Here is a 26,930-nt window from a genome sequence, read left to right on the forward strand (position 1 = left end):
AGCGTATTTTTTATTATACGTTTATTATTATGCATTAATTATAAATTAGTAGTCAGTTTCTAATAGCTCTTATAATTATAAAAAAAATAATAATATTTTAAGCTATATTATATATATTTTTTAACAATTTTTCTAAACCATATATTTTTTTCTTCAGAATAACCATATTTATGTCCATATTCATCTCCACCTTTTGAATCTACATTGTTAATTAATATAGCTGTTTTATGATCATTAAATTTACCATCTTTTATAAGTTGAGCTAAAGTTTCTAACAATTTCTTTTTCAAATAATTCGCACGTATTAAAAACACAACTAAATCAGAATAATTATTTATTAATAGAGTGTCTGTTACTACCCCTACTGGAGGTGTATCCACAATAACATAGTCATAATTATTTTTACGCCCATATTCAATAATATGAGCAAATCTCCCGTTCATTAATAATTCAGCAGGATTAGGAGGAATTTTTCCCGAAGGAAGTATATCAACATTTAAAGGTGTAGCAAATTGTTTAATAAATGGGTAAGTAGCCTGTATTATCTTAGATGATAAAAAATCAAAGTCTTCATCTTCACCATTCATTGATAAATATTCAGAAATACCTTCATATTTACCTAAAATACCTAGATTATCTCTAACTTTAGGCTTACGAATATCAGCCTCAATTAACAATATTTTTTTACTAGCTAAAGCCAATGTAAAAGCCAAATTTATTGATACAAATGTTTTTCCTTCTCCACTTATTGTTGATGTAATGTAAACACATTTTGTAAGGGATTCATTATTAGCAAGTAAAAAATTAACGTTAGTACGCAATATTCTAAATGCCTCGGCAGAAGAGGAATTAATACTTTGAATATCAACTATACCCGTATTAGTATCTGCTTTAGGTAAATATCCAATAAAAGGTAAATTATCAACAAATTTTTCTATATCTTTTTTTGATTTAATTTTATCATCAAAAAAGAAAAATAAGTATATAATTCCCATAGGAATAATCAATCCTATCATAGCCGATATAAAAATAATAATTACGGACTTCGGATAAACTGGTGTTTTAGAATAAAAAGCTTTATCTACAATTTTTACTACATTTGGAGTTGAGGCCGTTGCAATTTCTGTTTCTTCTCTTTTCTTTAGTAATAATAAATATAATGCTTCTATAGTTTGTTGTTTTCTAAAAATATCTTTAAAACCTCTTTCTTTAGCTGGTAATTCTGAAATCTTATTTGTAACTTGCCCTATTTGCTTTTGCAAATTTCCAATTGCAATGCTTGTAGAATTTTTATAATTTCTTAAACTTTGTTTCAAATTATTATTATAATCACGAATCTGTATATCTAAATTTTTTACCATAGGGTTTTCATCGGTTGAACTTTTTAGCAATTTATCTCTTTCAAGTACTAATTTATTAAATTCATGTGTGGCTGAAATCAATGAAGCATCTGTAAGTCCAATGTTTGAAGGTAGTAAAGAATTATTATTGGAAGAGATAAAGTTTTCCATGTAATCAATTAAATTTAATTGTATGGAGTATTGCTTTAATTGTTCCTCTAATCTCAAAGATTCATTAACTTCTTTTCGGCCTTCTGTCTCTACATCAACTATTTTTTTACCTGATTTATATTTTTCCATGTTATCATCTGTAGAGCTCAAATCTTTTGAGATTAATGATAATCTGTCATTTATAAATGATATTGTATTTTGACCTATTTTAACTTTATCGTCAATAATATCCTCTTGCAATTGTGTAACTAAAAGATCAATTACTTTATTAGCATTTTCAGGCAAAATACTTTTCAAACCTAAATTTATTATATTTCCATTCTTGGAAGCAATTTCTACTTCAATAGAATTAATATAGCTTAAAGTAGCTTCGATAAGTGGTTTGATTGTTATAAAAATTTTATCTCCAGATTCTGATAATGGATTACGTAGGAAAATTATTTCTCCAAATGCAAATTTAACCGGCTCACCAAAATTGCCTTTGATCGTTTCTGTAGTTGTAATATCTTTACAAATAAATTGATTATTTTTATTAACAGTAACCTCAAGATATATCGATTTGTTTATTAAAAACTTGGATTTTTCATCAACAAATTTTATATAAACACTTGCATCCTCTTTATATATATTTTTAGATATAAAACCTTTTTTTTCATTGTATTGTACATTAAGATCTAACTTATCAATAACTTTAGAAACCAATCTACGCGATTTTAACATCTCTATCCAATCATCTAATTTACTAGTTGATAAATCGGAAAAATCAGACATATTATTAGTTAAACCTGATATGATCAAATTTTCATGATTGCCGGTATTTATAAGTATTTTAGACTCTGACAGATATTTTTTTGGAGTAAATAGTAGATATAAATATCCTAATCCGGTTGCTAAAATCATTGAAAGGATTATCCATCTCCAATATCTTAAGAAATATAAAGCTATTTCTTTTACGTCTAATTCTTCTTCATTTTCCGAATATGAGCTTTTAGCATTTTTTTCCATAATATAAACTTATTAACGTGTAAGAACAGATATAACCGAAATGATTATCCCCGCTAAAGATATAAAAACAGAGGTAGTTGCGCTATACGCTGAAGAGTTAGTTTTTGCTCCATTAGGATGAACGTAAATCACGTCATTTTGAGATAAATAATAAACCGGAGATTTAAAAAGTTCATTAGATGTCAAATCAACATGTGTAAATATCTTTTTTCCATCTTTATCACGAATTACAATAATATCTTTTCTTTTACCATATATGGTTAGATCACCAGCTAACCCTAGTGCTTCCAATAAAGTAATTTTCTCATTGGAAAGTGTATATGTCCCCGGTTTCGATACTTCACCTAAAACTGTAATTCTAAAATTTGAAATATGTATATTTACTGAAGGATCTTTTATATAGACTTTCAATTTGTTCCTCATAAAATCCATAGCTTGAGATCGAGTTAATCCCCCTAATTTTATTTTTCCAAGAACTGGAAAATCAATTTCCCCATTTTCATCGATTAAATATGTTTTTAATCGCGGATTCGTTGATGTTATGCTTTCTGAACCGGAAGCATTTGTATTATATGGACTTTGTTGATTAAATGGTAATGTTGATTCTAAATCTAATGCTGAAACTGTTATAATTAGCATATCATCCGGTTTCAATGTTGGAGTATATTTATAAACCTCATTTAAAATCGTCTCATCTCCTTGGAAATAATAAAGATTTTTTTTTGAAGCACAAGATATTAAGCTAAAAATTAAAAACAAAATTAGTAAAGAAACCAAATAAGAACTAGTTTTTTTCATCTTTTATTAGTTTATAACTTTCAATATATTTGAAAAATAAATAGATATATTTAGAATGATTAAGGACATTTTTTTACTCAATATATTTTAATATTTGCAAACAACCTGTATTTTATCAATAATTATTCATTAATAAATATAATATAAATCTCTTAAAAAGCATATATCTTATTTTAGGAAGCCAAAAATAGTTTATTTTATTAATAATTTCAAAATATATTTTATTTTTTAAGCTAAATTTTCTATAATTTATACAAAAAAAGCATATATATTAATATTAATTCTTATAATAAAAAGATTAATAAAATTAAAAAAACATATGTTATTTTATATTTATTAAACTATAAATATAAAATAAATATATTAAATTTTATTATTTATTTTTTTGTTTTATACATTAAATTTATCATTCCATCGGCAGCTCCAATTTTAGGAACATGGATACGCGTTGAATGAGCGAATTTCATTATTGAACTATATATTAACAGGGCAGGTACAATTACATCAGCTCTATCTGGTTTCATATTAAATTTTTCAATTCTTTCTTCATAAGTTAATTTCTTATATAATTCATATTTTTGATGTATATAGGAGGCAGAAAGAAATTTACCTTCTTTTTTTCCGGAGTTTTTAAATATAAAATTAATATTTCCTCCCGAACCTATTAGATCTACAGATTTTCTATCAGTTATTTTCATTACCCAAGGTTTAATAACATTTATAAGATAATTTTCATCAACCTTTTTATCCAACAACCTCACCGTACCAATTGGAAAAGACTGACTATCTAGCACTTTACCTTTATTTAACAATGATATTTCCGTACTCCCCCCCCCTACATCTACAAATAAATAATAATTATCCGAATTGAGAAAATTTTTAAGTTCCGAGCTAAATATAATCCTAGCTTCCTCCTCTCCAGATATAATATCTATTTTAATTCCACTTTTGTCTTTTATAAAATCTATAACTTCCTTCGAATTAGAAGCTTCTCTCATAGCTGAAGTTGCAAAAGCTCTATATTTATCAACATTATATACATTCATTAAGAGTTTATAAGCCGTCATAGCCTCATTTAATCTAATCATTGTTTTCTTAGATATTTTTTTATCAGTAAAAACATCTTGACCTAATCTAATAGGTACACGTACTAAACTTGTTTTATTAAATGTTATGGTTCCTTTGTTATCATAAATGGTATTTATGAGTAGTCTAACTGCATTGGAACCTATATCTATGGCGGCATACGTTGCTATATTCATTATTTATTTAACTCTTTAATATATTGATAAATGGTTTCTTGAGAACGGTTTCTTCTTTTTCTATTTTTTTGATAAGGTTCTTCAAAACCTTCTTTAATCAAACGTCCTTTAACATTATCATTAAAACCAAGTTCGAAAATCTTCATGATTTCTTGTTTATTTTTTAAACTGCTTACCGGACAAGCAACTTCAACTCTATGATCTAAATTTCTTGCCATAATATCTGCTGAAGAAATATATATCAAATCATCACCTCCATTTTTAAACCAATATACCCTTGGATGCTCTAAAAATTTATCTACAACACTAATTATTCTTATATTATCACTTAGTCCTGGAACTTGAGGGATTATTGAGCAAATTCCTCTGACTACCATTCGAACTTCCACTCCCTCTTTACTTGCTTCATATAAATGATCTATTATTTCTTTATCGCATATGCTATTTACCTTGATATTAATTTGTGCAGGCAAACCACTTTTTTTATTTTTTATTTCCCGTTCGATACCTAAAATTAATTTACGACGAATTCCCCATGGACTTACAGCAATATCCTTATAATGCTTAACTAAATAATTCGCATTAAAAAAATCAAATACTTGATCTACTTGCTTTACAATAACTTCATTAGCTGTAAAAAGTGTAAAATCCGTATACAATCTTGCTGTTCCTTCATGAAAATTTCCTGTTGATATAAATGCATATTTAGTTGCAGCACCCCTTTGAGGTTCTCTTTCAACAATTCCTATTTTAGAATGAACCTTTAAACCTGGGACTCCAAAAATAACTTTTACTCCCTCATCCTGAAGTTGTTTTGACCATTTTATATTATGTGCTTCATCAAATCTCGCTCTAAGTTCTAAGACTGCAGTTACTTCTTTTCCATTCCTTGCAGCATTAAGAATTGCGCTTAGAACTTGAGAATCACTAGCTACTCTGTAAATGGTTATCTTTATTTTTTTTACTTTAGGATCTATAGCTGCCCCTCTTAAAAATTTTAAAAAAACAGAATAATCATAATATGGTGCATATAATAAAGTGTCTTCTTTGGCAAATGCTTTAAAATAATTTTTTTCTCCTTTTAAAATTTTAGGAATTACCGGTTCAATTTTTTTATATTCAAGATCTTTTCTACCTAAAGTAGGAAATTTCATAAAATCTTTTTTATTATGATATTTACCTCCAGGCGCCAAACTATCAAATTCATCAAGATCGAACATTTTCTTTAGGAAACGAAGAGTTTTGGAATCAATAGTTTTATCATATACTAAGCGAACAGGTAACCCTTTTAGTCTCTCTTTTAAAGCTACAGCTATACTATCTACATAACTAACTTGCACATCATTATCAATGGATAGGTCAGCATCTTTTGTTAATTTTATAGATTTTCCTTCAATAGTTTCAAACTTAAAAAATTGGAAAATATCTTTTAAGTGATAGCGAATTATATCTTCCAAGAATATAACATAATGTTTATCATTAATATCCGGTAACACTAAAAATCGAGAAAATCTATCTGAAGGAACTTCAATGAGGGCATATTGTTGATTACCATTCTTTTTAGTCATGGTAACTATTAAGTAAAAAACATTGTCTCTAAGATTAATGGTTTTATCACCTTCTTTCCAATATAAGATAGTTAAATTATGACTTAGTTTATTTTCAAAAAAATCTTGAACATAAGATTTTAACGACTCAGGCAAAGTCTTATCATCTACTAATAAAGTTTTTTCTTTTGCCAGCTCTCTAATTATTTGCTCATATAATTTATCATATTTTTCTTGTTGATGAGCAACCGTCATATTAATTTCTTCCAACAGGTTAACATCTTCCTGATTTTCAACTATATTATTATATTTCCTATTGAATTGAACCATTCTTGCTATATAAGCATATCTCACTTTATAAAATTCATCCAAATTATTCGAATATATTCCTAAGAAACGTAATCTTTCCAATAAAGGATTTTTCTTGTCCATTGCCTCTTGAAGCACTCGAGAATTAAATTTAAGCCAACTTATTTCTCTATTAATGTAACGATAATTGGATTTATCCATGACTTAAAAATTTGATATATTATATAATTGAAAATTTACTTTATTATCAAACGGATTAAAAAAAACAATCCATAAAATTTATGGATTGTTTTGACATTATTCTATTATTTTCTGCTAATAATATCATTTAAAACGTTAACAGATTCTCTAAGGTTAAAATCTTTTTTCATTCCCTTATACCAATCTTTCCGTTTAGCCTTTAGGACAGTATCTGTTTTAAATTTGACGAGTTCATAATCAGGAGCTTCAACTTTTATTTTGGCATCAAAATTTGTTTCTTTTTCAAATATTTTTCCTTGATCTCTTCTTTTAGTCATTTCCTGCATAAATTTTTCATATTTAAGAGGAATTTTATCTATTTTATCTAATTCTTTAGTCCATTTACCGGCTTTCTCTATAGATGAAATATAAGTACTTCCTTTTAATCTCTCTTCACTCTGTGACTTTAAATATTGATAATCAATTTTAGGAGTACCTTGCCAAATTGTGTATTTAGTAGAAGGAATTTGATCCCAAGGTAAGGCGAACTCTTGTGATTTTTCAAATATATCGGAATAAGAAAAAATACCAGGGATGATAATATCTGAAGTTACCCCTTTCAATTGTGTAGAACTACCGTTTATTCTATAGAATTTTTGAATCGTTATTTTTAAAGCTCCGAATTTATCATCTTCCATACCAAATCTATTTAAAGGAATAATAGTTTGTACAGTACCTTTACCATACGTTTGTAAAGGACCGACTACAACTGCTCGTTTATAATCCTGCATTGCGCCGGCAAGAATTTCAGAAGCAGAGGCTGAAAGTTCGTTAGTCATTAAAATTAAAGGACCATCCCATACAATATCTTTTTCTTTACTTTTCAAAACTTTAATTTCTCCGCTTGCATCTTTAACTTGTACCACAGGGCCTTTACCTACAAATAAACCGGCTATATCCACAACTTCGGAAAGTGAACCTCCGCCATTATTTCTAACATCCATAATTAATCCAATAATACCCTGTTTTTTCAATTCAAGAATTTCCTTTTTGACATCATCGGAACAATCTCGCCCCTTACTGTTATTTTCCAGGTTTACATAAAATTCGGGTAAGTACAATATACCAAATTTATTCCCTTTATCGTCAGTAATAATAGCGCTTCTAACAAAGGTTTCCTGAATTTCAATTTCTTCCCTTACTAATGAAACCGTTTTTGTACTTCCGTCTTTTTTTTCAATAGTTAATACAACAGTAGTTTTTTCTTCACCTCTTATTAATCGAATGGCATCATCTAACAACATTCCTACAACACTAATTGGGGTTCCTTTCTTGCCTTGTTGTACTTTGATAATTTTATCTCCTGCTTCAATTTCTTTAGATTTCCATGCTGGACCGCCTATTACCAATTCTCTAATTGTTGGATATCCTTTAACATCTTGTAAGGTAGCTCCGATACCAATTATTTTACCGCTCATGGACGAATTAAAGTTTTCTTTATCTTTTGGTGAAAAATAAGTTGTATGAATGTCAAATACTTCCGTATAAGCGTTTACAAAAATGGAGAATAAATCCGATTTTTTTCTCAACTTTACCTGCCTAAAATATTCTGATAAATTTTCTTGGACTTTTTTAACAGATTCCTTTTGTAATTCTTCTTTAGTTTTAGCCTTATTTAATTTTTTAGAGTCTTTATCTTTATCAGAATTCTCTAATAACTCCTTAACGTCATTTATACTATCTTTCTCTTTTTGACCGTTAAATATTTCTTGTAAAATTCGATATTTTATATATGACTTCCAATATTGTTTTGCCTGATCTTTATTCTTAGGAAATTTTCTTTTTTTATCATCGGTATAAAAATAATCGTCATTAGTAAAAGTTATTGGCTTACTAAAAATATCATTTACATATTCTTCAGTTTCATTAATCCTTTTATACAAACGATCAATACTCAAATGATAAAATGATACATCATTTCTAATAAACATATCACTCATTTTATCTTTATATTTAGAAAATTCCTCCATATCTGATTCTAAAAAATACCTTTTGAAAGGATCTAAATCTTCTATATATTTTTTATAAACATCCTTTGAATAAGATATATCTAAATCCTTAGGTGAATAACTGTAAAGCAGTACTTCTTTAACTCTTTTAAATATTTCCTTTTCCCTATCGTCCTGAGAAGAAGCATTAAAGCAAAACACCAATAGACTCATGGAACATAGAGATAAAAATATCCAGGTTTTTTTTAAATTAAGCATCGGGTTATGTATATTATTTATAATTTTAAAAAATAAATTCAAAGATAATATATTTTTACAAGGAAAAATCTTAGTTTTGTTATAAATTTTGAAATATTATTAAAATTCAATGGAAAAGCCTTTAATATTAGTAACCAATGATGATGGGATTCACGCCCCTGGCATTCGTGAGCTCATTGATATAATGAAAGAACTTGGGGAAGTCTATGTAGTTGCTCCAGATAAACCGCAAAGTGGAATGGGACATGCTGTAACCATTCATTCCACTATTCGAGCCGAAAAAATATTTATTGAAAATGATACTCAAAGAGAATGGGCTTGTAGCGGAACACCCGTTGATTGTGTAAAATTAGCCGTCGATCAACTATTACCAAGAAAACCAGATATATGTGTTTCTGGCATTAATCATGGCTCTAATTCCTCAATTAATGTAATTTATTCAGGAACTATGTCTGCTGCTATTGAAGGTGGAATTGAAGGAATACCTTCAGTAGGATTTTCTCTCTGTGATTTTTCGGATACAGCTAATTTTAAGGCTGCAAGAAAATACATTAAATCTATTTGTGAAAATATTTTAAAAAATGGTTTACCTGAGGGAATAGTTTTAAATGTGAATATTCCTAAAGCGGAAGAAAAAGAAATCCATGGTATTAAAATTTGTAGACAGGCAAATGCTCATTGGGATGAAGAATTTGAACGTAGAATTGATCCTAAAGGAAAAACGTATTATTGGATGACCGGTAAATGGTGTAATATGGATAAGGGGGATGACACAGATGAATGGGCGTTGAATAATAATTATATAAGCATTGTTCCGGTACAATTTGATCTAACAGCTTTTCATTTTATTGAAAAAATAAAACAATGGAATTTTGAATTGAAATAATTAAATTTATTTCTACTATAAATTCAATATACTAAAATGTTATAAAAGAAAGTAATTGATTAATATATGATAGTCGTTATTGGAATTTGTATTTTTGCCATAGCAGGCATAATATTATTTGCTTTTTTAAATAATAAAAAGTAAAATACTCCATACAATCATTAATTTTTGTATTGATTTCTAATGTTTCAAGTTCCTTTCAGCTTTTGGAAATAAAAATATTCTATTCAATACCCCCATACCTATAGTCATCCAATCATTTCCGCAATTTATTTCTATTGTTGAAAAATAACCATAATCTTTTACATGAATATAAGTGTCCATAAAACTATCAACAAATTTTTCCGATAAATCGGATACCAAAATTTTAGTAAGTTAGGCGATAAATTTAATGTTGAGATTATCCATATTTTTTATTTTATTCTCAATCAACCGATTCATTGTTGAAATAAATTTATCTTCAATAAACGTTCTATGTATTATTTCATCTGGATTTGATATGAAATAAATAAGTCAAAAGAAAAAAATATTAAATGAAACTGAAAAAAGCTTAACAAAATAATCTAAACTCATGATTTAAATTTTCATTTTAATTTACATAAATCAAATTCATAACGTTTAAAATTTATCATTTTTATATAATTAAATCATTTTACATTTGTTTAACCGTTATCATAAAATAATATTATTTAAAACTATATTAAGATAAAAAATAGATTATTATTGATCAACAATTTTGCACAAGATAAAATCAAATAATTTTTCTGATAAAAATTTAAATAAAACTCATATTTTTGTATAAATAATAGAAAATGACTAAATATAATTTTGATCAAATCATAGAGAGAAAAAATACTGATTCTTTAAAGTTTGGTGTTTTAAAAGAAAGGTTTGGTAGAGATGATTTAATACCACTTTGGGTTGCCGATATGGATTTTCAATCTCCTCCGGAATTAGTTGAGACTATGATTGAAAGATCAAAAAACGGTATATTCGGGTATCCTTTTGTTTCTAAAGAATATTTCCAGGCAATTATTAATTGGCAATGGAAACAACATCAATGGAAAATAGATAAAGAAGAGATTAGCTATTTACCTGGTATTGTTAAAGGAATTGCTTTTATCATAGACGTTTTTACTGAAAAAGGAGATCAAGTTATAATACAACCTCCGGTTTATCATCCCTTTAGAATCGTCACCCAGCTCCATGAAAGAGAAGTGGTTAATAATCCATTAATTTTAGATGGGAATCAATACAAAATGGATTTTGAAGGATTGGAAAAAATTATAACTGATAAATGCAAACTATTGTTATTATCTAATCCGCACAATCCCGGAGGTAGAGTTTGGAATAAAGATGAATTGAAAAAACTAGCTGAAATTTGTTCTAAAAATAATATATTGATAGTTTCAGACGAAATACATTCGGACTTGGTACTTAATGGAAATAAACATACTCCTTTCGCAACTGTTTCTAATGAAGCAGAACAAAATAGCATTACATTAAATGCACCTTCTAAAACATTTAATATTGCAGGATTAGTTACCTCCTACTCTATTATAAAAAATAAAAATTTAAGAGAACGTTACCATCAATATTTAATCTCTAATGAACTTAATCAAGGGAGTATATTTTCCTATTTAACTTTACAAGTAGCTTATGAAAAAGGCGAAGAATGGATGAATGAGTTAAAGACATATATTGAAGAAAATATAAAATTTGTTGATGAATATCTTAAAACACATTCTTCAAAAATTAAAGTTATAATTCCCGAAGCTTCATTTCTTATCTGGCTGGATTGTAGAGAATTAAAACTTTCTCAAAAAGAATTAAATTCATTATTTATAAATAAAGCCCATTTAGCATTAAATGATGGTGCCATGTTTGGAAAAGAAGGAAATGGATTTATGAGAATGAATGTAGGATGTCCTCGTTCAACATTGGAAAAAGCTATAAAACAATTAGTGAATGCGTTAAATTAATTCGTTAAATAAAAAACAAGCGTAAAAACCTTATAATATTTCATCAATAATAATTCCCTGATTTACCAAATTGAATTATTATTTGCTCCTTCTATTTATTGAATGAATGAAAACGTAGAAAATTTATAAGCTCTTCAATAAATGTAAAAGTGTATATTGTTTCATTTTTATCAATTAAATGATATATGGATTTTTTTTCTGATATACGAATAGGCGCTTGATCAGAAATAGTATATTGATTTTTTACCAGAGCCTTTTTCAACCAATACATTGCCTGTGAATTTCCTATTAATTGTACCTCCTTCTTTTTATCGGAATACAAAAAGTTATATTCGTTTGTTTGATAATTAAAAAACATATCACCTGTAACAAAATAATTAAATATATTATGATTTTTAGCAATATCTTCAGTATACCCTGCATATAAGACACTATCTTTAATAAACCATAATTTATCCGAAACTGTTAGACCCAGTGCCAGATCATGAGAGGTAAATAAAATTGCTTTTTCCTTTTCATTAGCATAATTTCTAATTATTTTCATCAATTCCAACTTATTTTCCATATCTAAATGAGAAGTTGGTTCATCTAGTATTAACAAAGGACTATCCTGTACTAATGCTCTAGCAATCATAACTTTTTGCAAATTACCATCGGACAGTTTATTAATGTTATACTCTTTATAGTTATGCAACCCTAAAATATGAATAACATGCTCAATAGTTTCCATCTCTTTTTTCGAAAGTCGTTGATACCAAGTTTTATACGGATATCTACCTAAAATGATTAAATCAAAGACTCGCAAATTTGGATTATTGAGAGCTTTAGAAAGTACTACCGCAATATATCTTGCAATTTCATTATTTGAAATTTCAGATACATTTTTTTCCTCAATTATTATATTGCCTTTTAATAAGGGAATTTCTCCATAAATTGTCTTTAATAAAGTTGTTTTACCACAACCATTTTTACCTGTAAGCAATAATATTTCTCCTTTTTTTATGGATGTATTAATATTACTAAGAATCGGCGATCGATATCCGATTGAAAGATTTTCTAATCTTAATACAGTTTTAGTTTTTGTTTTCAAAGGTTTAATTATTAATTCTGTCTTTTAAAATTATAAACAATATAGTAGGTACACCAATCAAAGATGAAAGAATATTTACAGGCAATTGCGTATAAATCATAATAAGGTTAATCAACAACATAAATTTACTCCCTACCAAAATATTTAAGATAATCTGTATCCATAATGCTGAAGGATTTCCTATTTGCCTACAAAAATGAGGTATTATAATACCAACAAATACAATAGGTCCCAACATTGCAGTTGTACTTCCGGTAAGAAAACAAACAGCTATCAAAACAGTAATTTTAAGATGTGTCAAGTTTACCCCTAAAACCTTTGCATATTCTTCACCCATTAAGTAACCTATTAACTTTCTTACCGATAAAAAAGCTGCAAAAAGTCCAACAATAGTACAGATAGCATAAACAAAAATTTGCACCCTAGATAACCCCTCAAAAGAACCGAAAGACCAAAATACATATTGTTTTAAAGACTCCGATTGGGAATAAAATTGTAAGATGCTAATTAAAGATCCGCAAAAGGAAGATAAAAGAAATCCAATAATAATAAAAGTAGAAATACTATTTATCCCCTTAGCCATAAATAACAGCAATATTGAAGCAAATAATGCACCCACAAAAGCACACGCTATAACTAACCAACCGCTCAGCCATTGATAATTAATAAAAAAAATAGTTCCTCCGCAAAAAATCATCAATGCCACTGCAAGAGCTGATGCCGAAGTAATACCTAATACAGAAGGCTCTGCTAATGGATTCTTAAATAATTCTTGCAATAAAAATCCGCTTACCGGTAGAGATATACCTGCTAAAACAACCGCTAAAGCTCTATTAAGACGATAAGATATAATTAAATTTTTAGTTTCTTCCTCGGCAAAAAAAAGATCATGTAAAGTTATATTTTCATAGCCGGTCAATAAATTAACCAAAAATAAAACCATACAGCATATCACAAGTAAAATTATAAGCAATAAGAATCTTTTGGTAAACATAAATACAAATATAAAAATAACCACATCTTTTATTACTGATAATTTATAAGATTATGTAATCAAATTAGTACTTTTGCAGTGAATTTATAACTCTTATGCCCGATTATATTGATTTTTTTCAGAAATTATTAGGAACAGAACATTGTATATATGACGAAGAAAGTCTTGAGTATTATTCTTACGATCATACTGAAAACTTAAGATTCAAACCATTATTAGTCGTCAAGCCTAAAAACACAGATCAGATTTCACAAATTGTTAAATTCTGCAATGAAAAAAATTTACCTATAACAACGCGGTCAGCCGGAACGGGGCTTATGGGTGGAGCTTTGGCTATACATGGAGGAATAATCTTATCCATGGAAAGGTTAAATAAGATTATTAATATAGATATTCAAAATTTTCAAGTAACCGTTGAAGCCGGTGTCATCAATTATCATCTACAACAGGCATTAGAACCCTACGGATTATTTTATGGGCCGGATCCATCAAGCTGGGGAAGTTCATACATAGGGGGGAATATAGCAACTAATGCTGGAGGATTACGAGCAGTAAAATATGGTGTTACATCCGCCGCAGTATTAAATTTGGAAGTAGTCCTTCCCAATGGGGAAATTATATGGACAGGAGCCAACACACTTAAAAATTCTACCGGTTATAACCTTACTCAATTGTTTATAGGTAGTGAAGGTACCTTAGGCATAGTAACTAAAGCAGTATTAAAAGTTCTTACAAAACCTAAAACAGATATAACACTTCTTATACCGTTTCATAACCTGGAAGATTCTGCAAGAGCTGTAACCGAAATATTTAATAATGGACTTTCTCCTTGCTCTCTTGAACTTATGGAAAGAAATGCACTCGAACAAGTGCTTTTACACCTAAAGGATAACTCAATTTTATTACAAGAAAATGTTCAGGCCCATTTACTAATTTGTTACGACGGCGAATCGCAAGATGAGCTTTTACCGCTGGTAGAAAAAACTATATCCGTAGTTGATAAATATCCTACCGAAGAAATTTATTATGCCGATAATGATACAGATAAAAATCGTTTATGGGAAATACGAAGAAAAGCTGCTGAAATTGTAAAAGCAAATGGATACACCATTGAAGAAGATACGGTAGTAGCAAGAGCTAAATTACCGCAACTCATAAAATTTGCTCATCAATTAGCAGAAAAAAATAATGCTAAAGTGGTATGTTACGGGCATGCAGGAGATGGTAATTTACACATACGATTCAACCATCCGGTTTATAAAAATTCCTATCAGAACCCTGTCATACATGCCATGCTTAACGAACTATTCAAATACATCCATACACTAGGAGGCACAATATCCGGAGAACATGGCATTGGAATGCTCCAAAAATCTTTTCTTACCATTGTTTTTTCGGAAGCAAACCTTCAAATACAAAAAAACATTAAAAAAGCATTAGATCCTAATAATATTATGAATCCTGGAAAATTAATTCCAGATTAATTAAAAGAAATACTATTTATATTACCAAATTTTTAATGTAAATACTTATAATTTAATAAACAAAATAGTGAAAAAAGTCGAATTAGAATTTTCGAAATTAATTGAAAAAAATCAGGGAATAATTCATAAAGTTTGCAGGATATATGCAAATAATGATGATGATTCTCAAGATTTATTTCAAGAAATTCTATTACAACTTTGGAAATCTTATAAAAGTTTTCAAGGAAATTCTAAATTCACAACATGGATGTATAGAGTTGCACTAAATACAGCAATTACTCTTTTTAGGAAGTCAACCAAAACTATCAACACGCAAGAGCTAGACAATACTCTGTATAAAATCTCCGAAAATGATGATTTCAGTGAAAAGCAAGAACAAATTAATAGACTTTATGATGCTATCAAACAATTATCTGAAATTGAACGAGCACTAGTTTTATTATATCTAGAAGATTTATCTTATAGAGAAATTTCTGAGACATTAGGTATCACAGAAGTTAATGCACGCGTAAAGATGAATCGTGTTAAAACCAAATTAAAAGAAATAATGAATAAAAATGAAGAATGAATTGGATATAGACAGCTTAAAAAAATCATGGCAAAAACAAGATGATACCAATCAATATTCTCAAGCAGAACTACTATTGATGTTAAACAAAAAATCTCGTAATAATGTCAAATACATCGTTATTATAAGTGTTATCGAATTTATAATTCTAATGACCTCTCTCCTTTTCACTGCAGCAGATATGGATCTCATTATACCCAACTTAGGAGGTGAAGCTTTGAATGTATATATTCGAAATTATCATATAAGCCGATTGCTCGTCTATTTTAACTTAATTACATCTATTGGATTTATATTTTATTTCTATAGATGTTATAAAAAAATTAATTTACTTTATTCCACTAAAAATTTAATTAATAATATTCTTAAATTTAGAAAAAGTGTAAACTGGTTTATATTTATAAATATTTTGCTTGGAATAATTATACTTATATTAACTGGTTTTTATGAATTTATGTATGGAAAAAGATTAGATTCAATTTTCAAACCTTCCAATATTTTGAATATAGATAAAATTCGTCTCAACTTAACATATCCTAATAATATATTAGTATTTATCATCGTTTGTATAATATTATTCTTAATTATTATAGCATATTATCTTTTGATATATGGTATTTTACTTAGAAATTTAAAGAAAAATCTCAACGAAATAAAAAAATTAGAAATAGATGATAACTAATTTTATAAACAGTATAAAAGAGAGAGATACGTAGGAAAATTTTTTACAAAATCACATACAATATTCAAATTGTTTCTTATTTTTTATTATAAGTTAAAAATCGTATTTTTGCACATATTTTTTTTATTGATAAGGATATGAATCAAAATACTCAATATACCGAGGATAATATCAAAACTCTCGAATGGCAGGAGCATATACGTATCCGTCCTGGAATGTATATTGGGAAATTAGGTGACGGCTCTTCTCCGGACGATGGTATTTATATTCTCTTAAAAGAGATTATAGATAATTCCATTGATGAATATGTAATGGGAGCCGGAAAAAAAATTGATCTTCACCTTGAAAATAATATCATAAAAATAAGAGACTACGGAAGAGGAATTCCCCTGGGAAAAATGGTAGATGCTGTTTCCAAAATGAATACAGGAGGAAAATATGATTCCAGAGCATTTAAAAAATCTGTAGGATTAAACGGTGTGGGGACAAAGGCCGTGAATGCATTGTCTTCTTATTTCAAAGTAAAATCCGTTCGTGATGGATTTTCAAGATATGCAGAATTTTCACAAGGAGTTATTACGATCGAAAGTCCTGAAACTGAATCTAAAGAAAGAAAAGGTACGGAAATTTCTTTTGAACCTGATTCTACCATATTTGGGAATTTTAAGTTTAGAAAAGAATACATAGACAAAATGCTTAAAAATTATGTCTATCTCAATCCTGGACTAAAAATTTTCTTTAATGGAGAAGAATATTATTCGGAAAATGGTTTACAAGACCTTCTTCAAGACAACATAGAAGGAGAAACTATTTATCCCATTATACATTTAAAAGATGAGGATATAGAAATAGCTTGCACGCATAGCGAACGTTCACAATCCGAAGCTTATTTTTCATTCGTAAATGGGCAACATACAACTCAAGGAGGAACTCATTTAAATGCATTTAAAGAAGCTTTTGTAAAAACTATACGCGAATTCTATAATAAAAATTATGATGCTTCCGATATTAGAAAATCTATAATAGCCGCAGTTTCAATTAAAATTATTGAACCGGTTTTCGAATCACAAACCAAAACTAAATTAGGAAGTAGTGAAATGGGGCCTGATTTACCTACGATTCGTACATTTATGAATGATTTTTTAAAAAAGCACTTAGATAATTTCTTACATAAAAATCCTGAGGTAGCAGAAGTATTACAAAAAAAAATAATAATTTCCGAAAAAGAACGAAAAGAGCTTTCAGGAATTCAAAAACTAGCAAGAGAAAGAGCAAAAAAAGTAAGTTTACACAACAAAAAATTAAGAGATTGTCGCCAACATTATAATGATCAAAAATCTCAACGGAAACTTGAAACCACTATATTTATTACAGAGGGTGATTCAGCCTCTGGGTCTATAACAAAAAGTAGAGATGTTGAAACGCAAGCCGTATTCAGCTTACGTGGAAAGCCATTAAACAGTTACGGACTTACTAAAAAAATTGTATATGAAAACGAAGAATTCAATCTTTTACAATCAGCCTTAAATATTGAAATTAGTTTAGAAGACTTACGATATAATAATGTTGTCATAGCAACCGATGCTGATGTTGATGGAATGCATATCAGGCTTCTTATGATTACATTTTTCTTACAATTTTTCCCTGATTTAATTAAGAATGGACATTTGTATATTCTTCAAACTCCTTTATTCAGAGTTAGAAATAAAAAAGAAACACGATATTGCTATACAGAAGAAGAACGCTTAAAAGCCATTGATGAATTGGGGAAAAATCCCGAAATAACCCGCTTTAAAGGTTTAGGAGAAATCTCTCCTGATGAATTTAAAAATTTCATCGGTAAAGATATTAAATTAGAACCTGTCATGTTAAGCAAGAATACTTCCATAGAGGAACTATTAGATTTTTACATGGGAAAAAATACGCAAACGAGGCAAGAATTTATAATTAATAATTTAGTAATTGATACTTTTTAGTGCAATTAAACTACAAAAACAGTATATGAATAATGACTTAAAAGCTACTTTCTTATGAAATTTCAAAACCCAAAAACTAAGAATAAAGTTGCAATCATTAACATTGTTATACTGATTATCTTTATTACCAGCTTTATATTTATATATTTGAACATTCCAGCTTTTGGTAAGAGTGATGAGTTTATTTTACTATTTAGTTTAATTATACTCCTTTATTTGGCTTATTTAGGATGTCCATTCTTTAGATATGATAGCGATGGAGAAACTTTAATTTTTGAAAATGAAAAATCTCTTCCAATTTCTTTTTTAGTGAAAGAATCTCTTTCAGATTTTCCTAAAAGAAAATTAATAAAATTTACTATAAAAAATAAACCTCTATTTAAAAAGGTTTTGGAAATTTACATATCCAGTAGACGAGTAAACACTGGATTATCTAAAGTTAATTTTGATATCTCATATTTAAATTCCCAACAGATAAGAGATATTAGAATTTCTCTGAATAAGGTAATTAATGAAAATAAAAAATAAATATTTCAATAACTTTAAAACCTTAAACAAATAGCCTTAAACAAATAATGAACGAAAACAGCCAAGAAAACGTAAAGAAAGAAAACCGAAACACTGAAACTATACAAAAAATATCTGGTATGTACCAGAATTGGTTTTTAGATTATGCTTCTTATGTTATTCTTGAAAGAGCCATTCCTTCTATATATGACGGTTTAAAGCCCGTTCAAAAAAGAATTCTCCATTCAATGAAAGAATTAGAGGATGGACGATATAATAAAGTAGCTAATGTGGTGGGAAATACTATGAAATATCATCCACATGGAGATGCAGCTATTACCGATGCAATTGTTCAAATAGGTCAAAAAGAGCTTTTAATTGATACGCAAGGAAATTGGGGTAATATTTATACAGGAGACGGTGCTGCAGCTGCACGTTATATTGAATCACGTTTAACTCCTTTCGCTTTAGAAGTTGTTTTTAATCCTAAAACGACTGTATGGAAACCTTCCTACGATGGAAGAAATAAAGAACCGGAAAACCTACCTATAAAATTCCCTTTACTTTTATCACAAGGAGTTGAAGGAATTGCAGTTGGCTTATCTACAAAAATATTGCCTCATAACTTTTTAGAATTAATTGATGCATCCATTGCAATTTTAAAAGGAAAACCTTTTACCCTTTATCCCGATTTTCAAACAGGTGGATTAATTGATGTTGCTAATTATAATGATGGAGAAAGAGGAGGCAAAGTTAGAGCCAGGGCAAGAATATCAAATCCAGAAAAAGGACTGCTTCTCATCAATGAAATACCTTATGGTACCAATACCGGATCCCTTATAGATAGCATTCTTAAAGCAAATGAGAAGGGAAAAATAAAAATAAAAAAGGTTGAAGATAATACCGCTTCCGAAGTTGAAATATTAATTCACTTACCCAACGATGTTTCCCCGGATAAAATGATTGATGCTTTATATGCGTTCACAGATTGTGAAATTTCAATTTCACCAAATGCTTGTGTGATTAATGTAGATAGACCTGAATTCTTGACTGTTTCGGAAATATTAAAAAGAAACACTGATAATACTGTAAACCTGCTTAAACAAGAACTAGATATTGAGCTCACTGAACTTCAAGAACAATGGCATTTTGCTTCCTTGGAAAAAATATTCATTGAGAACAGAATCTATCATAAAATTGAAGAACTTGACAAATGGGAAGAGGTAATTTCAACTATTGATAAAGAGCTTAAACCTTTTACAACTCATTTAATAAGAAAAGTTACTGAGGAAGATATTAATAAGTTAACGGAAATCAGGATAAAAAGAATTACTCGTTTTGATTTAGATAAAGCTGAAGAAAACCTTTTGGCTTTGGAAGGTAAAATAAAAGAAGTACAACATCATTTAGACAACCTAATACAATATGCCATTGATTACTTCACCAATATAAAGAAGAAATACGGCAAAAACAAAGAAAGAAAAACTGAAATACGCACTTTTGATACGATCGATGCAGCTAAAGTAGCAGTAGCTAATATTAAATTTTACGTTAATCGTGAAGAAGGCTTTATTGGTTATTCCCTTAAAAAAGATGAATATCTTTTTGATTGCTCAGATATTGACGACATAATTGTTTTTCGAAAGGATGGTGTTATGCTAGTTACTAAAGCAGATGCAAAGACATTTGTAGGCAAAAATATTATTCATGTCGGTATATGGAAAAAAAATGATACTCGTACCATCTATAATATGATCTATCGAGAAGGGAAATTAGGTCCTTGGTATATGAAAAGATTTCCTGTTACTTCCATAACACGTGATAAAGAATACAATTTAGCATCCTCTACTAAAGACTCGGAAATTCAATATTTAACTACTAATCCAAATGGAGAAGCAGAATCGGTAACCATTTTCCTAAAACCTAGTCAAAGACTGAAAAAATTAAAATTTGATATCGATTTTTCAGAATTAGCTATAAAAGGAAGAAGTTCCAAAGGAAACCTTGTTTCAAAAAATTACATTAAAAAAATAGAATTAAAAGAGTCCGGTATCTCAACATTGGCACCGAGAAAAATATGGTTTGATGAAACCATACAACGCTTAAATGTGGATGGTAGAGGAAGATATTTGGGTGCATTTAAAGGAGCAGATAAAATTTTAACCCTTTCACCTATAGGGATTGCCAAACTTCACACTTTCGATCTATTAAATCATTTTGATGATGAATACTTAGTTCTTGAAAAATGGAATCCTGAAAAGCCTATTTGTTGTATCTATTATGATGGCGATAAATCCATATATTACATCAAGCGTTTTTTATTAGATGATACGTTAAATCCACAAGTATTTTTCATTTCTGAAAATCCAAGATCTTTCATAGAATGGGCTGGAACAGGATGGAAATTAATTGCAGAATTAAATTTTGGAAAAGATAAAAATCCTGAAATCATCAATCTGGAAGACTTTATAGCGATAAAAGGAATTAAAGCTCAAGGTAATCAAATTTCTAAAGAAAAAATTAAAAAAATTGTAATTACTGAAGAACCTTCAGAAAATGAGGCAGAAACCGATTCATCAGAAGAACCTAATGATTCTCAGGAAAATGACTCGGATACAAACGGTGAACAAATTAATCTTTTTTAAATAATTTAAATTGTTATTTCAATACTTTAAGATAATCATTATTATTTATTGTATTTTTTAATAACATCATCAAATAAATTAATGCCTTTGGCACGTTTTTATAACTAATTTTACTAGTTTTGTTTAACACAAATAAGTTAAGTTAAATATTATTAATTAAAAACAAGAATATGGCATTTGAATTACCAAAATTACCTTATGCATATGATGCATTAGAACCTTATATTGATGCAAAAACAATGGAAATCCATTATACTAAGCATCATGGTACTTACACTACTAATTTAAATAATGCTATTGCCGGTACTGAACTTGAAAATCTACCTATAGAGGAAATTATAGTTAAAGGGTTTGATAAAACTCCAATAAGAAATAACGGAGGAGGATACTTAAATCATTGTTTATTTTGGGAATGGTTAACTCCTACGAGTAAAGGAAAGCCTGAAGGTAATTTAGCTTCTGCTATTAATGACTCATTCGGTTCATTTGATGCTTTTAAGGATGAATTTTCTAAGGCTGCTGCCGGAAGATTTGGTTCAGGATGGGCTTGGCTATTAGCAAATAATGGTAAATTAAGCATTGGTTCCACCGCTAACCAAGATAATCCTTTAATGCCTGGAGTGGGTGCATCCGGTACTCCGATTTTAGGATTAGATGTTTGGGAACATGCTTACTATTTAAATTATCAAAATAGAAGAGCTGATTACATAAACGCTTTTTTCAATATTATAAATTGGGACAAAGTTGAGGAACTTTACAATTCAAGTAAATAAATAATATAAAATATATAGATAAAAAGTCATCTCTTTTATAGATGACTTTTATTTTTTATTAAAAATTGATACAATTATTAAAAGCATTATTGATCCGACTGTAGACATAGCCAGCATAGCTGTTTTACTTTCCTCAATAACTGCAATATGAAGAAGATCGAAAATCCACTTTCCTAAATAGCTTCCCACTATACCTATTAATAAATTTAAAAAACAACCTAATCCACGACCTTTAATTAAAGTAGATGCAAGAAAACCAGATAATATACCTATAATTATTGTCCACATTTTACGAAATGTATTGTATTAATTAGTGTTATGTTTCAGATTTTGGTAATAAATTATCTTTTTCCAATCTAAATAACCGAAAATAGCTATTATAAAGAGGATAAGTGTTAATAAAGAATATAATATCAATCCTTTATGTATTAATAATGGAATGGCAACCAAATTACTTATGTTTAAAAAAATCCAATTATTCAATTTCCTTTTAGTTAAAAGCCACATACCCGCCCAGGCAAAGGCACTCACTAAAGAATCCCATATAGGAACATCTGAATTAGTATAATTTTTAAGGAAAACATATAAAAATATCCAGGAAAGAATTACAATACCTCCTGCAATTATATTATCTTTTCCGGTGCATAAACTTATTTTCAATAAATTCCCTTTTCCCCTCGACCATAAAAACCATCCGTAAATGCTTAATAATAAATAATATCCTTGTAATAAAATCTCCGCATACAAACGTATGTCTAAATAAAGATAAATTGTAATAATAATGTTGATTAATCCACAAGGATATAGCCATACCTTATTATATTTTGCAAATAAGGCTTCTGCTATACCGAAAATTACCCCAATGGCTTCTAAATAGGAAATATGATGCCATTGTTCTTTGATAGTCTGCAAGCATTCATGAAATGAAATCATGTAAAAATTATTTAATTAAAAAATTAATAATCAATAATTCTACCTCCATTTAATTTTTTAGTAAAGTAGGATATTTATTGACACATCATCTATTACATATCTAAAAACCAAAGAGATTTCGAATAAATTAGTATTTCGAAATTAATATATTAATGTAATTTTTTAAATACAAATGTACTAAAAACGTTTACTTTTCATTTAAATATTCTCTATGAATTAAAATATAGATTATTTTTAATGATTTTTATGGCAATAAATTTGTGGTATTTTAAGTTTTCATTAACTACATAAATTAATATGATTATAAAAGATATGACCATAAAAAAAGAAAATAAATATAATAATCAAACAAAAATTCTTAAAAATTGCAAAATAATCCGAGATAAACATACTAAATCAGCCTATTTAAGTATAAATATTTCAGGAGAATGGAATTTATATGCAGGTGATACCGTAGAAACTATCGATATTAAAAAGCCTATTGCTCAAGGTAAAGATTACGGAACCTATCCCCTATATGTACTTCCCTCAAAAAGAAGTTACTTTAAATTAGAGACCGCATTAGGTTCAGTCATATTTGCTGAAACTCATCTTCCAATGGAAGGCGGTTATAATTTTAGAGACTTGGGAGGATTGGAATCTAAAAATGGTAAACATATAAAATGGGGAAAATTATTCAGAACCGACGACCTCTATAATCTAACAAATGCAGATTTAACTTATTTATCCAGCATACCGATATCCACCATTATAGATTTCAGGTGTAAAGATGAATATAGTATACTACCCGACAGAATTCCTGAGCAGGTTAAAAATCATTATTACATAAGCATTGAGCCCGGACGTTTAAAGGCTTATGCAAAAAGTAAACAAACCAGTAAAGAAAATGTTATCGATGCTATGAAACATTTGTATAAGTTATTGGTAACTGAAGATGAATATATAAATGCTTACGAAAAATTCTTTACACATTTGCAAGACCATGAACAATTGCCTATTCTCTTTCATTGTTCGGCAGGTAAAGATCGAACTGGATTAGCTACGGCTCTACTTCTTTATGCTCTTGATATTCCTAAAGAAACAATTATAGAAGACTATTTAGTTTCGAACATATATCTTGCGGATAAATATCAACCCTTAATTGAAGAAAATCCTTCTAATGAATTTCTATATACCGTTATACCGGAATATTTAGAAAATGCTTTGAGCGAAATTGAAAAAAATTACGGTACGATTACTAATTTCTTAGTTAAGAGAATAAATGCAGATATAGATAAGCTTAGAGAAATGTTTTTATATAAAAAGAGTTAGAAATACTAATTACAATAACCATTTGTATTTAAATCTGACGAACATATACCAGAATATCAATGTATCACTTTTAAATGGTTCAAATTATATAAATTGATTAACAATTTATATAATTTGAACTATTTTCTAATTTGATAAGTTTGTTTTTTGTAAACGAACAGCGTTTAATATAGCCAATAATGCTACGCCCACATCTGCAAAAACTGCTTCTAATAAATGAATATCTCCAAAAACTCCTAAGATCATTACTATAATTTTTATACCAAAAGCTAATATTACATTTTGCCATACCACATGTTTAGTTGCTCTTCCTATTTTAACAGCTATAGGAATTTTAGAAGTTTTATCATCTTGTATAATCACATCCGCTACCTCTATAGTTGCGTCACTACCCAGACCGCCCATAGCTATTCCCACATCACTTAATGCAATAACAGGAGCATCGTTAAAACCATCTCCTACAAAAGCTACTTTACCTTTACTAGCAGCCTTTATTTCTTTCATCTTAGAAACTTTATCCTCTGGAAGCAAATCACCATACGCTCGATCAATACCTACTTCTTTTGCTACCTTTTGAACAATTGAATTTTTATCACCACTAAGAATGGTGGTATCAATACCTAAAGTATGAATATTTTTAATATCCTTCGAAGCTCCGGGCTTCAATTGATCTGCTATTTCCAAATAACCGGCAAATACCTTGTTGACTGCTACCAAAACAACAGTATTGACAACCTCCTTTATTTCAGACCCATAGGAAATATTATAGGCATCCATTAATTTAAAATTACCTACCAAAATATCCTTACCTTCGATTTCAACTTTAATTCCTTTGCCCGGAATATCTTCCATAGATGTTATTTGAGAAATATCCGGTTTTACCCCAACATATTCAAGTACAGCTGCAGCTATGGGATGGTTACTGTGAGATTCAGCTAAATTTATCCAATGTAAAAGTTGAGTTTGATCAAATCCCGGTTCTATATGCATCCTCTCTACTGAAAAATTTCCCTGAGTTAATGTCCCGGTCTTATCAAACACAACCTGCTTAATTTCCGCCAAAATATCTAAAAAATTAGATCCTTTTACCAATATTCCGTTTCTCGATGCTAATCCAATTCCTCCGAAATATCCTAAAGGTATTGAAATAACCAAAGCACAAGGACAGGAAATAACTAAAAAGATAAGTGAACGATATAACCAAGTTTCATAATCATAGTTTTTGGTAAAAAAATAAGGAAGCACAAATACCATCAGGGCTATAAAAAAAACAACAGGTGTATAAATTTTAGCAAACTTCCTAATAAACAATTCCGTTTTTGCTTTTTGACCTGTCGCATTTTGTACTAAATCCAATATTTTAGATAACTTGCTATCGAAATAAGGAGTAGTAACTTTGATTTGTGAAGAAGAAGTCAAATTTATCATTCCTGCTAAAATAACATCTCCTTTTTCTTTAACTTGTGGAGCACTCTCTCCGGTTAGTGCAGACGTATTAAAAGTCGATGACGAAGAAAGTAATTCACCATCTAACGCTACTTTTTCTCCAGGTTTTAATTGAATAATTTCGCCTACGTGTACTTCCGTTGCTTTAACAACTTTGGTATTATTATTTTCTATCACTGTTGCTACATCAGGTCTTTGATCCAATAAGGAATTTATATTCCTTTTTGCTTTAGCCACAGCTAGAGATTGGAAATTTTCTCCTATTGAATAAAATAACATGACCGCTACAGCTTCCGGATATTCACCAATATAAAATGCACCTACAGAAGCTAAAAACATTAAAGATAATTCATTAAAAAAATCTTTATGTTTAAATTCCTCTAGCATTTCTTTGCACACAGGATACCCCACAGGAAGGTATGCTACTATATACCATCCGAGCCTGAACCAAGATTTAAAAAAAGAAAAATGCAATGAATCAAAAATAAGAGCAGTAATTAAGAAAACAGCACAAATAATCGCGGGTAAAAATAATTGGTAAATATTTGTATCGTAATTGATATCATGGTCGTGATTATGGTCGTGATTATGGTCGTGATTATGGTCATGGTTATTTTCTCCTTGCCCATGAGAATTTTTATTATTCTTATCATCTGAATGACAAGCACAACTAGGCTTATTGGTAGTCATAATTATCTTTTTTAGATTATACTACAAAAATAATTTCTCTTATTTGCAATCAGATTGCAAAGTAATATTTATAAATGATAAAAA

The 26,930-nt window shown here is 28.8% G+C and carries 21 protein-coding genes; 10 read left to right on the forward strand and 11 right to left on the reverse strand.

Features of this window, described 5'->3' with window-relative positions:
* Positions 1 to 107 precede the first annotated feature (107 nt).
* The 5 genes from Q0T35_RS07415 to Q0T35_RS07435 form a co-directional block, all read right to left on the reverse strand.
* Positions 108 to 2,516 carry a polysaccharide biosynthesis tyrosine autokinase gene (locus Q0T35_RS07415; RefSeq protein ID WP_295841616.1) on the reverse strand — a complete coding sequence of 803 codons (2,409 nt, stop codon included), beginning with the start codon at positions 2,514 to 2,516 and terminating at the stop codon, positions 108 to 110.
* A 12-nt stretch (positions 2,517 to 2,528) separates the two neighbouring features.
* Entirely contained in the window at positions 2,529 to 3,314 is a 786-nt protein-coding gene (locus Q0T35_RS07420) for a polysaccharide biosynthesis/export family protein (protein WP_293918113.1), read from the reverse strand.
* A gap of 377 nt (positions 3,315 to 3,691) precedes the next feature.
* The gene (locus Q0T35_RS07425; protein WP_366519855.1) at positions 3,692 to 4,576 is read right to left on the reverse strand and encodes an exopolyphosphatase; all 885 of its coding nucleotides are present in this window, start codon (positions 4,574 to 4,576) and stop codon (positions 3,692 to 3,694) included.
* Positions 4,576 to 6,633: a polyphosphate kinase 1 gene (gene ppk1 / locus Q0T35_RS07430; protein ID WP_293918111.1), complete on the reverse strand. Its 2,058-nt coding sequence runs from the start codon at positions 6,631 to 6,633 to the stop codon at positions 4,576 to 4,578. The genes Q0T35_RS07425 and ppk1 overlap by 1 nt, the downstream gene beginning before the upstream one ends.
* Before the next feature lie 104 nt (positions 6,634 to 6,737).
* The gene (locus Q0T35_RS07435; RefSeq protein ID WP_295841618.1) at positions 6,738 to 8,834 is read right to left on the reverse strand and encodes a carboxy terminal-processing peptidase; all 2,097 of its coding nucleotides are present in this window, start codon (positions 8,832 to 8,834) and stop codon (positions 6,738 to 6,740) included.
* A gap of 154 nt (positions 8,835 to 8,988) precedes the next feature.
* Here Q0T35_RS07435 and surE point away from each other — a divergent pair, with 154 nt between their 5' ends.
* Positions 8,989 to 9,765, forward strand: coding sequence for a 5'/3'-nucleotidase SurE (surE, locus tag Q0T35_RS07440; protein ID WP_295841619.1), 777 nt, complete (start codon positions 8,989 to 8,991; stop codon positions 9,763 to 9,765).
* 180 nt (positions 9,766 to 9,945) lie between these two features.
* On the opposite strand, the gene Q0T35_RS07445 is transcribed toward surE, so the two are convergent.
* Positions 9,946 to 10,128, reverse strand: coding sequence for a hypothetical protein (locus tag Q0T35_RS07445; RefSeq protein WP_295841622.1), 183 nt, complete (start codon positions 10,126 to 10,128; stop codon positions 9,946 to 9,948).
* A gap of 449 nt (positions 10,129 to 10,577) precedes the next feature.
* Here Q0T35_RS07445 and Q0T35_RS07450 point away from each other — a divergent pair, with 449 nt between their 5' ends.
* Entirely contained in the window at positions 10,578 to 11,747 is a 1,170-nt protein-coding gene (locus tag Q0T35_RS07450; protein WP_295841624.1) for a PatB family C-S lyase, read from the forward strand.
* 91 nt (positions 11,748 to 11,838) lie between these two features.
* Here the strand turns inward: Q0T35_RS07450 and Q0T35_RS07455 are convergent, their stop codons facing one another.
* Positions 11,839 to 12,837: an ABC transporter ATP-binding protein gene (locus tag Q0T35_RS07455; RefSeq protein ID WP_293918104.1), complete on the reverse strand. Its 999-nt coding sequence runs from the start codon at positions 12,835 to 12,837 to the stop codon at positions 11,839 to 11,841.
* A 4-nt stretch (positions 12,838 to 12,841) separates the two neighbouring features.
* Positions 12,842 to 13,780 carry an iron ABC transporter permease gene (locus Q0T35_RS07460; protein ID WP_295811927.1) on the reverse strand — a complete coding sequence of 313 codons (939 nt, stop codon included), beginning with the start codon at positions 13,778 to 13,780 and terminating at the stop codon, positions 12,842 to 12,844.
* Between the two features lie 146 nt (positions 13,781 to 13,926).
* Here Q0T35_RS07460 and Q0T35_RS07465 point away from each other — a divergent pair, with 146 nt between their 5' ends.
* The 7 genes from Q0T35_RS07465 (at position 13,927) to Q0T35_RS07495 (ending at position 22,466) form a co-directional block, all read left to right on the forward strand.
* On the forward strand, positions 13,927 to 15,315 hold the full coding sequence (locus Q0T35_RS07465; RefSeq protein ID WP_295841626.1) for an FAD-linked oxidase C-terminal domain-containing protein: 1,389 nt from the start codon (positions 13,927 to 13,929) through the stop codon (positions 15,313 to 15,315).
* Positions 15,316 to 15,379: 64 nt separating this feature from the next.
* Positions 15,380 to 15,883, forward strand: coding sequence for an RNA polymerase sigma factor (locus tag Q0T35_RS07470; protein WP_293918117.1), 504 nt, complete (start codon positions 15,380 to 15,382; stop codon positions 15,881 to 15,883).
* On the forward strand, positions 15,873 to 16,565 hold the full coding sequence (locus tag Q0T35_RS07475) for a hypothetical protein (RefSeq protein ID WP_293918097.1): 693 nt from the start codon (positions 15,873 to 15,875) through the stop codon (positions 16,563 to 16,565). Before Q0T35_RS07470 ends, Q0T35_RS07475 begins: the two co-directional genes overlap by 11 nt.
* A gap of 137 nt (positions 16,566 to 16,702) precedes the next feature.
* Positions 16,703 to 18,541 (forward strand): DNA topoisomerase IV subunit B, encoded by a 1,839-nt coding sequence (locus tag Q0T35_RS07480; protein ID WP_293918095.1) that lies wholly within the window; start codon positions 16,703 to 16,705, stop codon positions 18,539 to 18,541.
* A 54-nt stretch (positions 18,542 to 18,595) separates the two neighbouring features.
* Complete coding sequence (locus tag Q0T35_RS07485) at positions 18,596 to 19,069, forward strand: hypothetical protein (protein ID WP_295841627.1); 474 nt, start codon at positions 18,596 to 18,598, stop codon at positions 19,067 to 19,069.
* A gap of 47 nt (positions 19,070 to 19,116) precedes the next feature.
* Complete coding sequence (locus Q0T35_RS07490; protein WP_295841629.1) at positions 19,117 to 21,693, forward strand: DNA gyrase/topoisomerase IV subunit A; 2,577 nt, start codon at positions 19,117 to 19,119, stop codon at positions 21,691 to 21,693.
* Positions 21,694 to 21,863: 170 nt separating this feature from the next.
* A complete protein-coding gene (locus tag Q0T35_RS07495; protein ID WP_293919390.1) occupies positions 21,864 to 22,466 on the forward strand; it encodes a superoxide dismutase in 603 nt (200 codons plus the stop codon).
* 48 nt (positions 22,467 to 22,514) lie between these two features.
* On the opposite strand, the gene Q0T35_RS07500 is transcribed toward Q0T35_RS07495, so the two are convergent.
* On the reverse strand, positions 22,515 to 22,754 hold the full coding sequence (locus Q0T35_RS07500; protein ID WP_293919389.1) for a GlsB/YeaQ/YmgE family stress response membrane protein: 240 nt from the start codon (positions 22,752 to 22,754) through the stop codon (positions 22,515 to 22,517).
* A gap of 18 nt (positions 22,755 to 22,772) precedes the next feature.
* Complete coding sequence (gene pnuC / locus Q0T35_RS07505) at positions 22,773 to 23,399, reverse strand: nicotinamide riboside transporter PnuC (protein ID WP_295841631.1); 627 nt, start codon at positions 23,397 to 23,399, stop codon at positions 22,773 to 22,775.
* Between the two features lie 297 nt (positions 23,400 to 23,696).
* Between pnuC and Q0T35_RS07510 the strand changes: the two genes are divergently transcribed.
* Positions 23,697 to 24,710, forward strand: coding sequence for a tyrosine-protein phosphatase (locus tag Q0T35_RS07510; RefSeq protein WP_295841635.1), 1,014 nt, complete (start codon positions 23,697 to 23,699; stop codon positions 24,708 to 24,710).
* 126 nt (positions 24,711 to 24,836) lie between these two features.
* Here the strand turns inward: Q0T35_RS07510 and Q0T35_RS07515 are convergent, their stop codons facing one another.
* Positions 24,837 to 26,846: a heavy metal translocating P-type ATPase gene (locus Q0T35_RS07515; RefSeq protein WP_295841636.1), complete on the reverse strand. Its 2,010-nt coding sequence runs from the start codon at positions 26,844 to 26,846 to the stop codon at positions 24,837 to 24,839.
* Positions 26,847 to 26,930 lie beyond the last annotated feature (84 nt).

This window comes from uncultured Apibacter sp., assembly GCF_946479295.1.
Classification (GTDB): Bacteria; Bacteroidota; Bacteroidia; order Flavobacteriales; family Weeksellaceae; genus Apibacter.

Coding starts and splice junctions, on each gene's coding strand:
- Q0T35_RS07415 (WP_295841616.1), bottom strand. CDS start 2,516: ATGGAAAAAAATGCTAAAAGCTCATATTCGGAAAATGAAGAAGAATTA.
- Q0T35_RS07420 (WP_293918113.1), bottom strand. CDS start 3,314: ATGAAAAAAACTAGTTCTTATTTGGTTTCTTTACTAATTTTGTTTTTA.
- Q0T35_RS07425 (WP_366519855.1), bottom strand. CDS start 4,576: ATGAATATAGCAACGTATGCCGCCATAGATATAGGTTCCAATGCAGTT.
- ppk1 (WP_293918111.1), bottom strand. CDS start 6,633: ATGGATAAATCCAATTATCGTTACATTAATAGAGAAATAAGTTGGCTT.
- Q0T35_RS07435 (WP_295841618.1), bottom strand. CDS start 8,834: ATGAGTCTATTGGTGTTTTGCTTTAATGCTTCTTCTCAGGACGATAGG.
- surE (WP_295841619.1), top strand. CDS start 8,989: ATGGAAAAGCCTTTAATATTAGTAACCAATGATGATGGGATTCACGCC.
- Q0T35_RS07450 (WP_295841624.1), top strand. CDS start 10,578: ATGACTAAATATAATTTTGATCAAATCATAGAGAGAAAAAATACTGAT.
- Q0T35_RS07460 (WP_295811927.1), bottom strand. CDS start 13,780: ATGGTTTTATTTTTGGTTAATTTATTGACCGGCTATGAAAATATAACT.
- Q0T35_RS07465 (WP_295841626.1), top strand. CDS start 13,927: ATGCCCGATTATATTGATTTTTTTCAGAAATTATTAGGAACAGAACAT.
- Q0T35_RS07475 (WP_293918097.1), top strand. CDS start 15,873: ATGAAGAATGAATTGGATATAGACAGCTTAAAAAAATCATGGCAAAAA.
- Q0T35_RS07480 (WP_293918095.1), top strand. CDS start 16,703: ATGAATCAAAATACTCAATATACCGAGGATAATATCAAAACTCTCGAA.
- Q0T35_RS07485 (WP_295841627.1), top strand. CDS start 18,596: ATGAAATTTCAAAACCCAAAAACTAAGAATAAAGTTGCAATCATTAAC.
- Q0T35_RS07490 (WP_295841629.1), top strand. CDS start 19,117: ATGAACGAAAACAGCCAAGAAAACGTAAAGAAAGAAAACCGAAACACT.
- Q0T35_RS07495 (WP_293919390.1), top strand. CDS start 21,864: ATGGCATTTGAATTACCAAAATTACCTTATGCATATGATGCATTAGAA.
- Q0T35_RS07500 (WP_293919389.1), bottom strand. CDS start 22,754: ATGTGGACAATAATTATAGGTATATTATCTGGTTTTCTTGCATCTACT.
- pnuC (WP_295841631.1), bottom strand. CDS start 23,399: ATGATTTCATTTCATGAATGCTTGCAGACTATCAAAGAACAATGGCAT.
- Q0T35_RS07510 (WP_295841635.1), top strand. CDS start 23,697: ATGATTATAAAAGATATGACCATAAAAAAAGAAAATAAATATAATAAT.
- Q0T35_RS07515 (WP_295841636.1), bottom strand. CDS start 26,846: ATGACTACCAATAAGCCTAGTTGTGCTTGTCATTCAGATGATAAGAAT.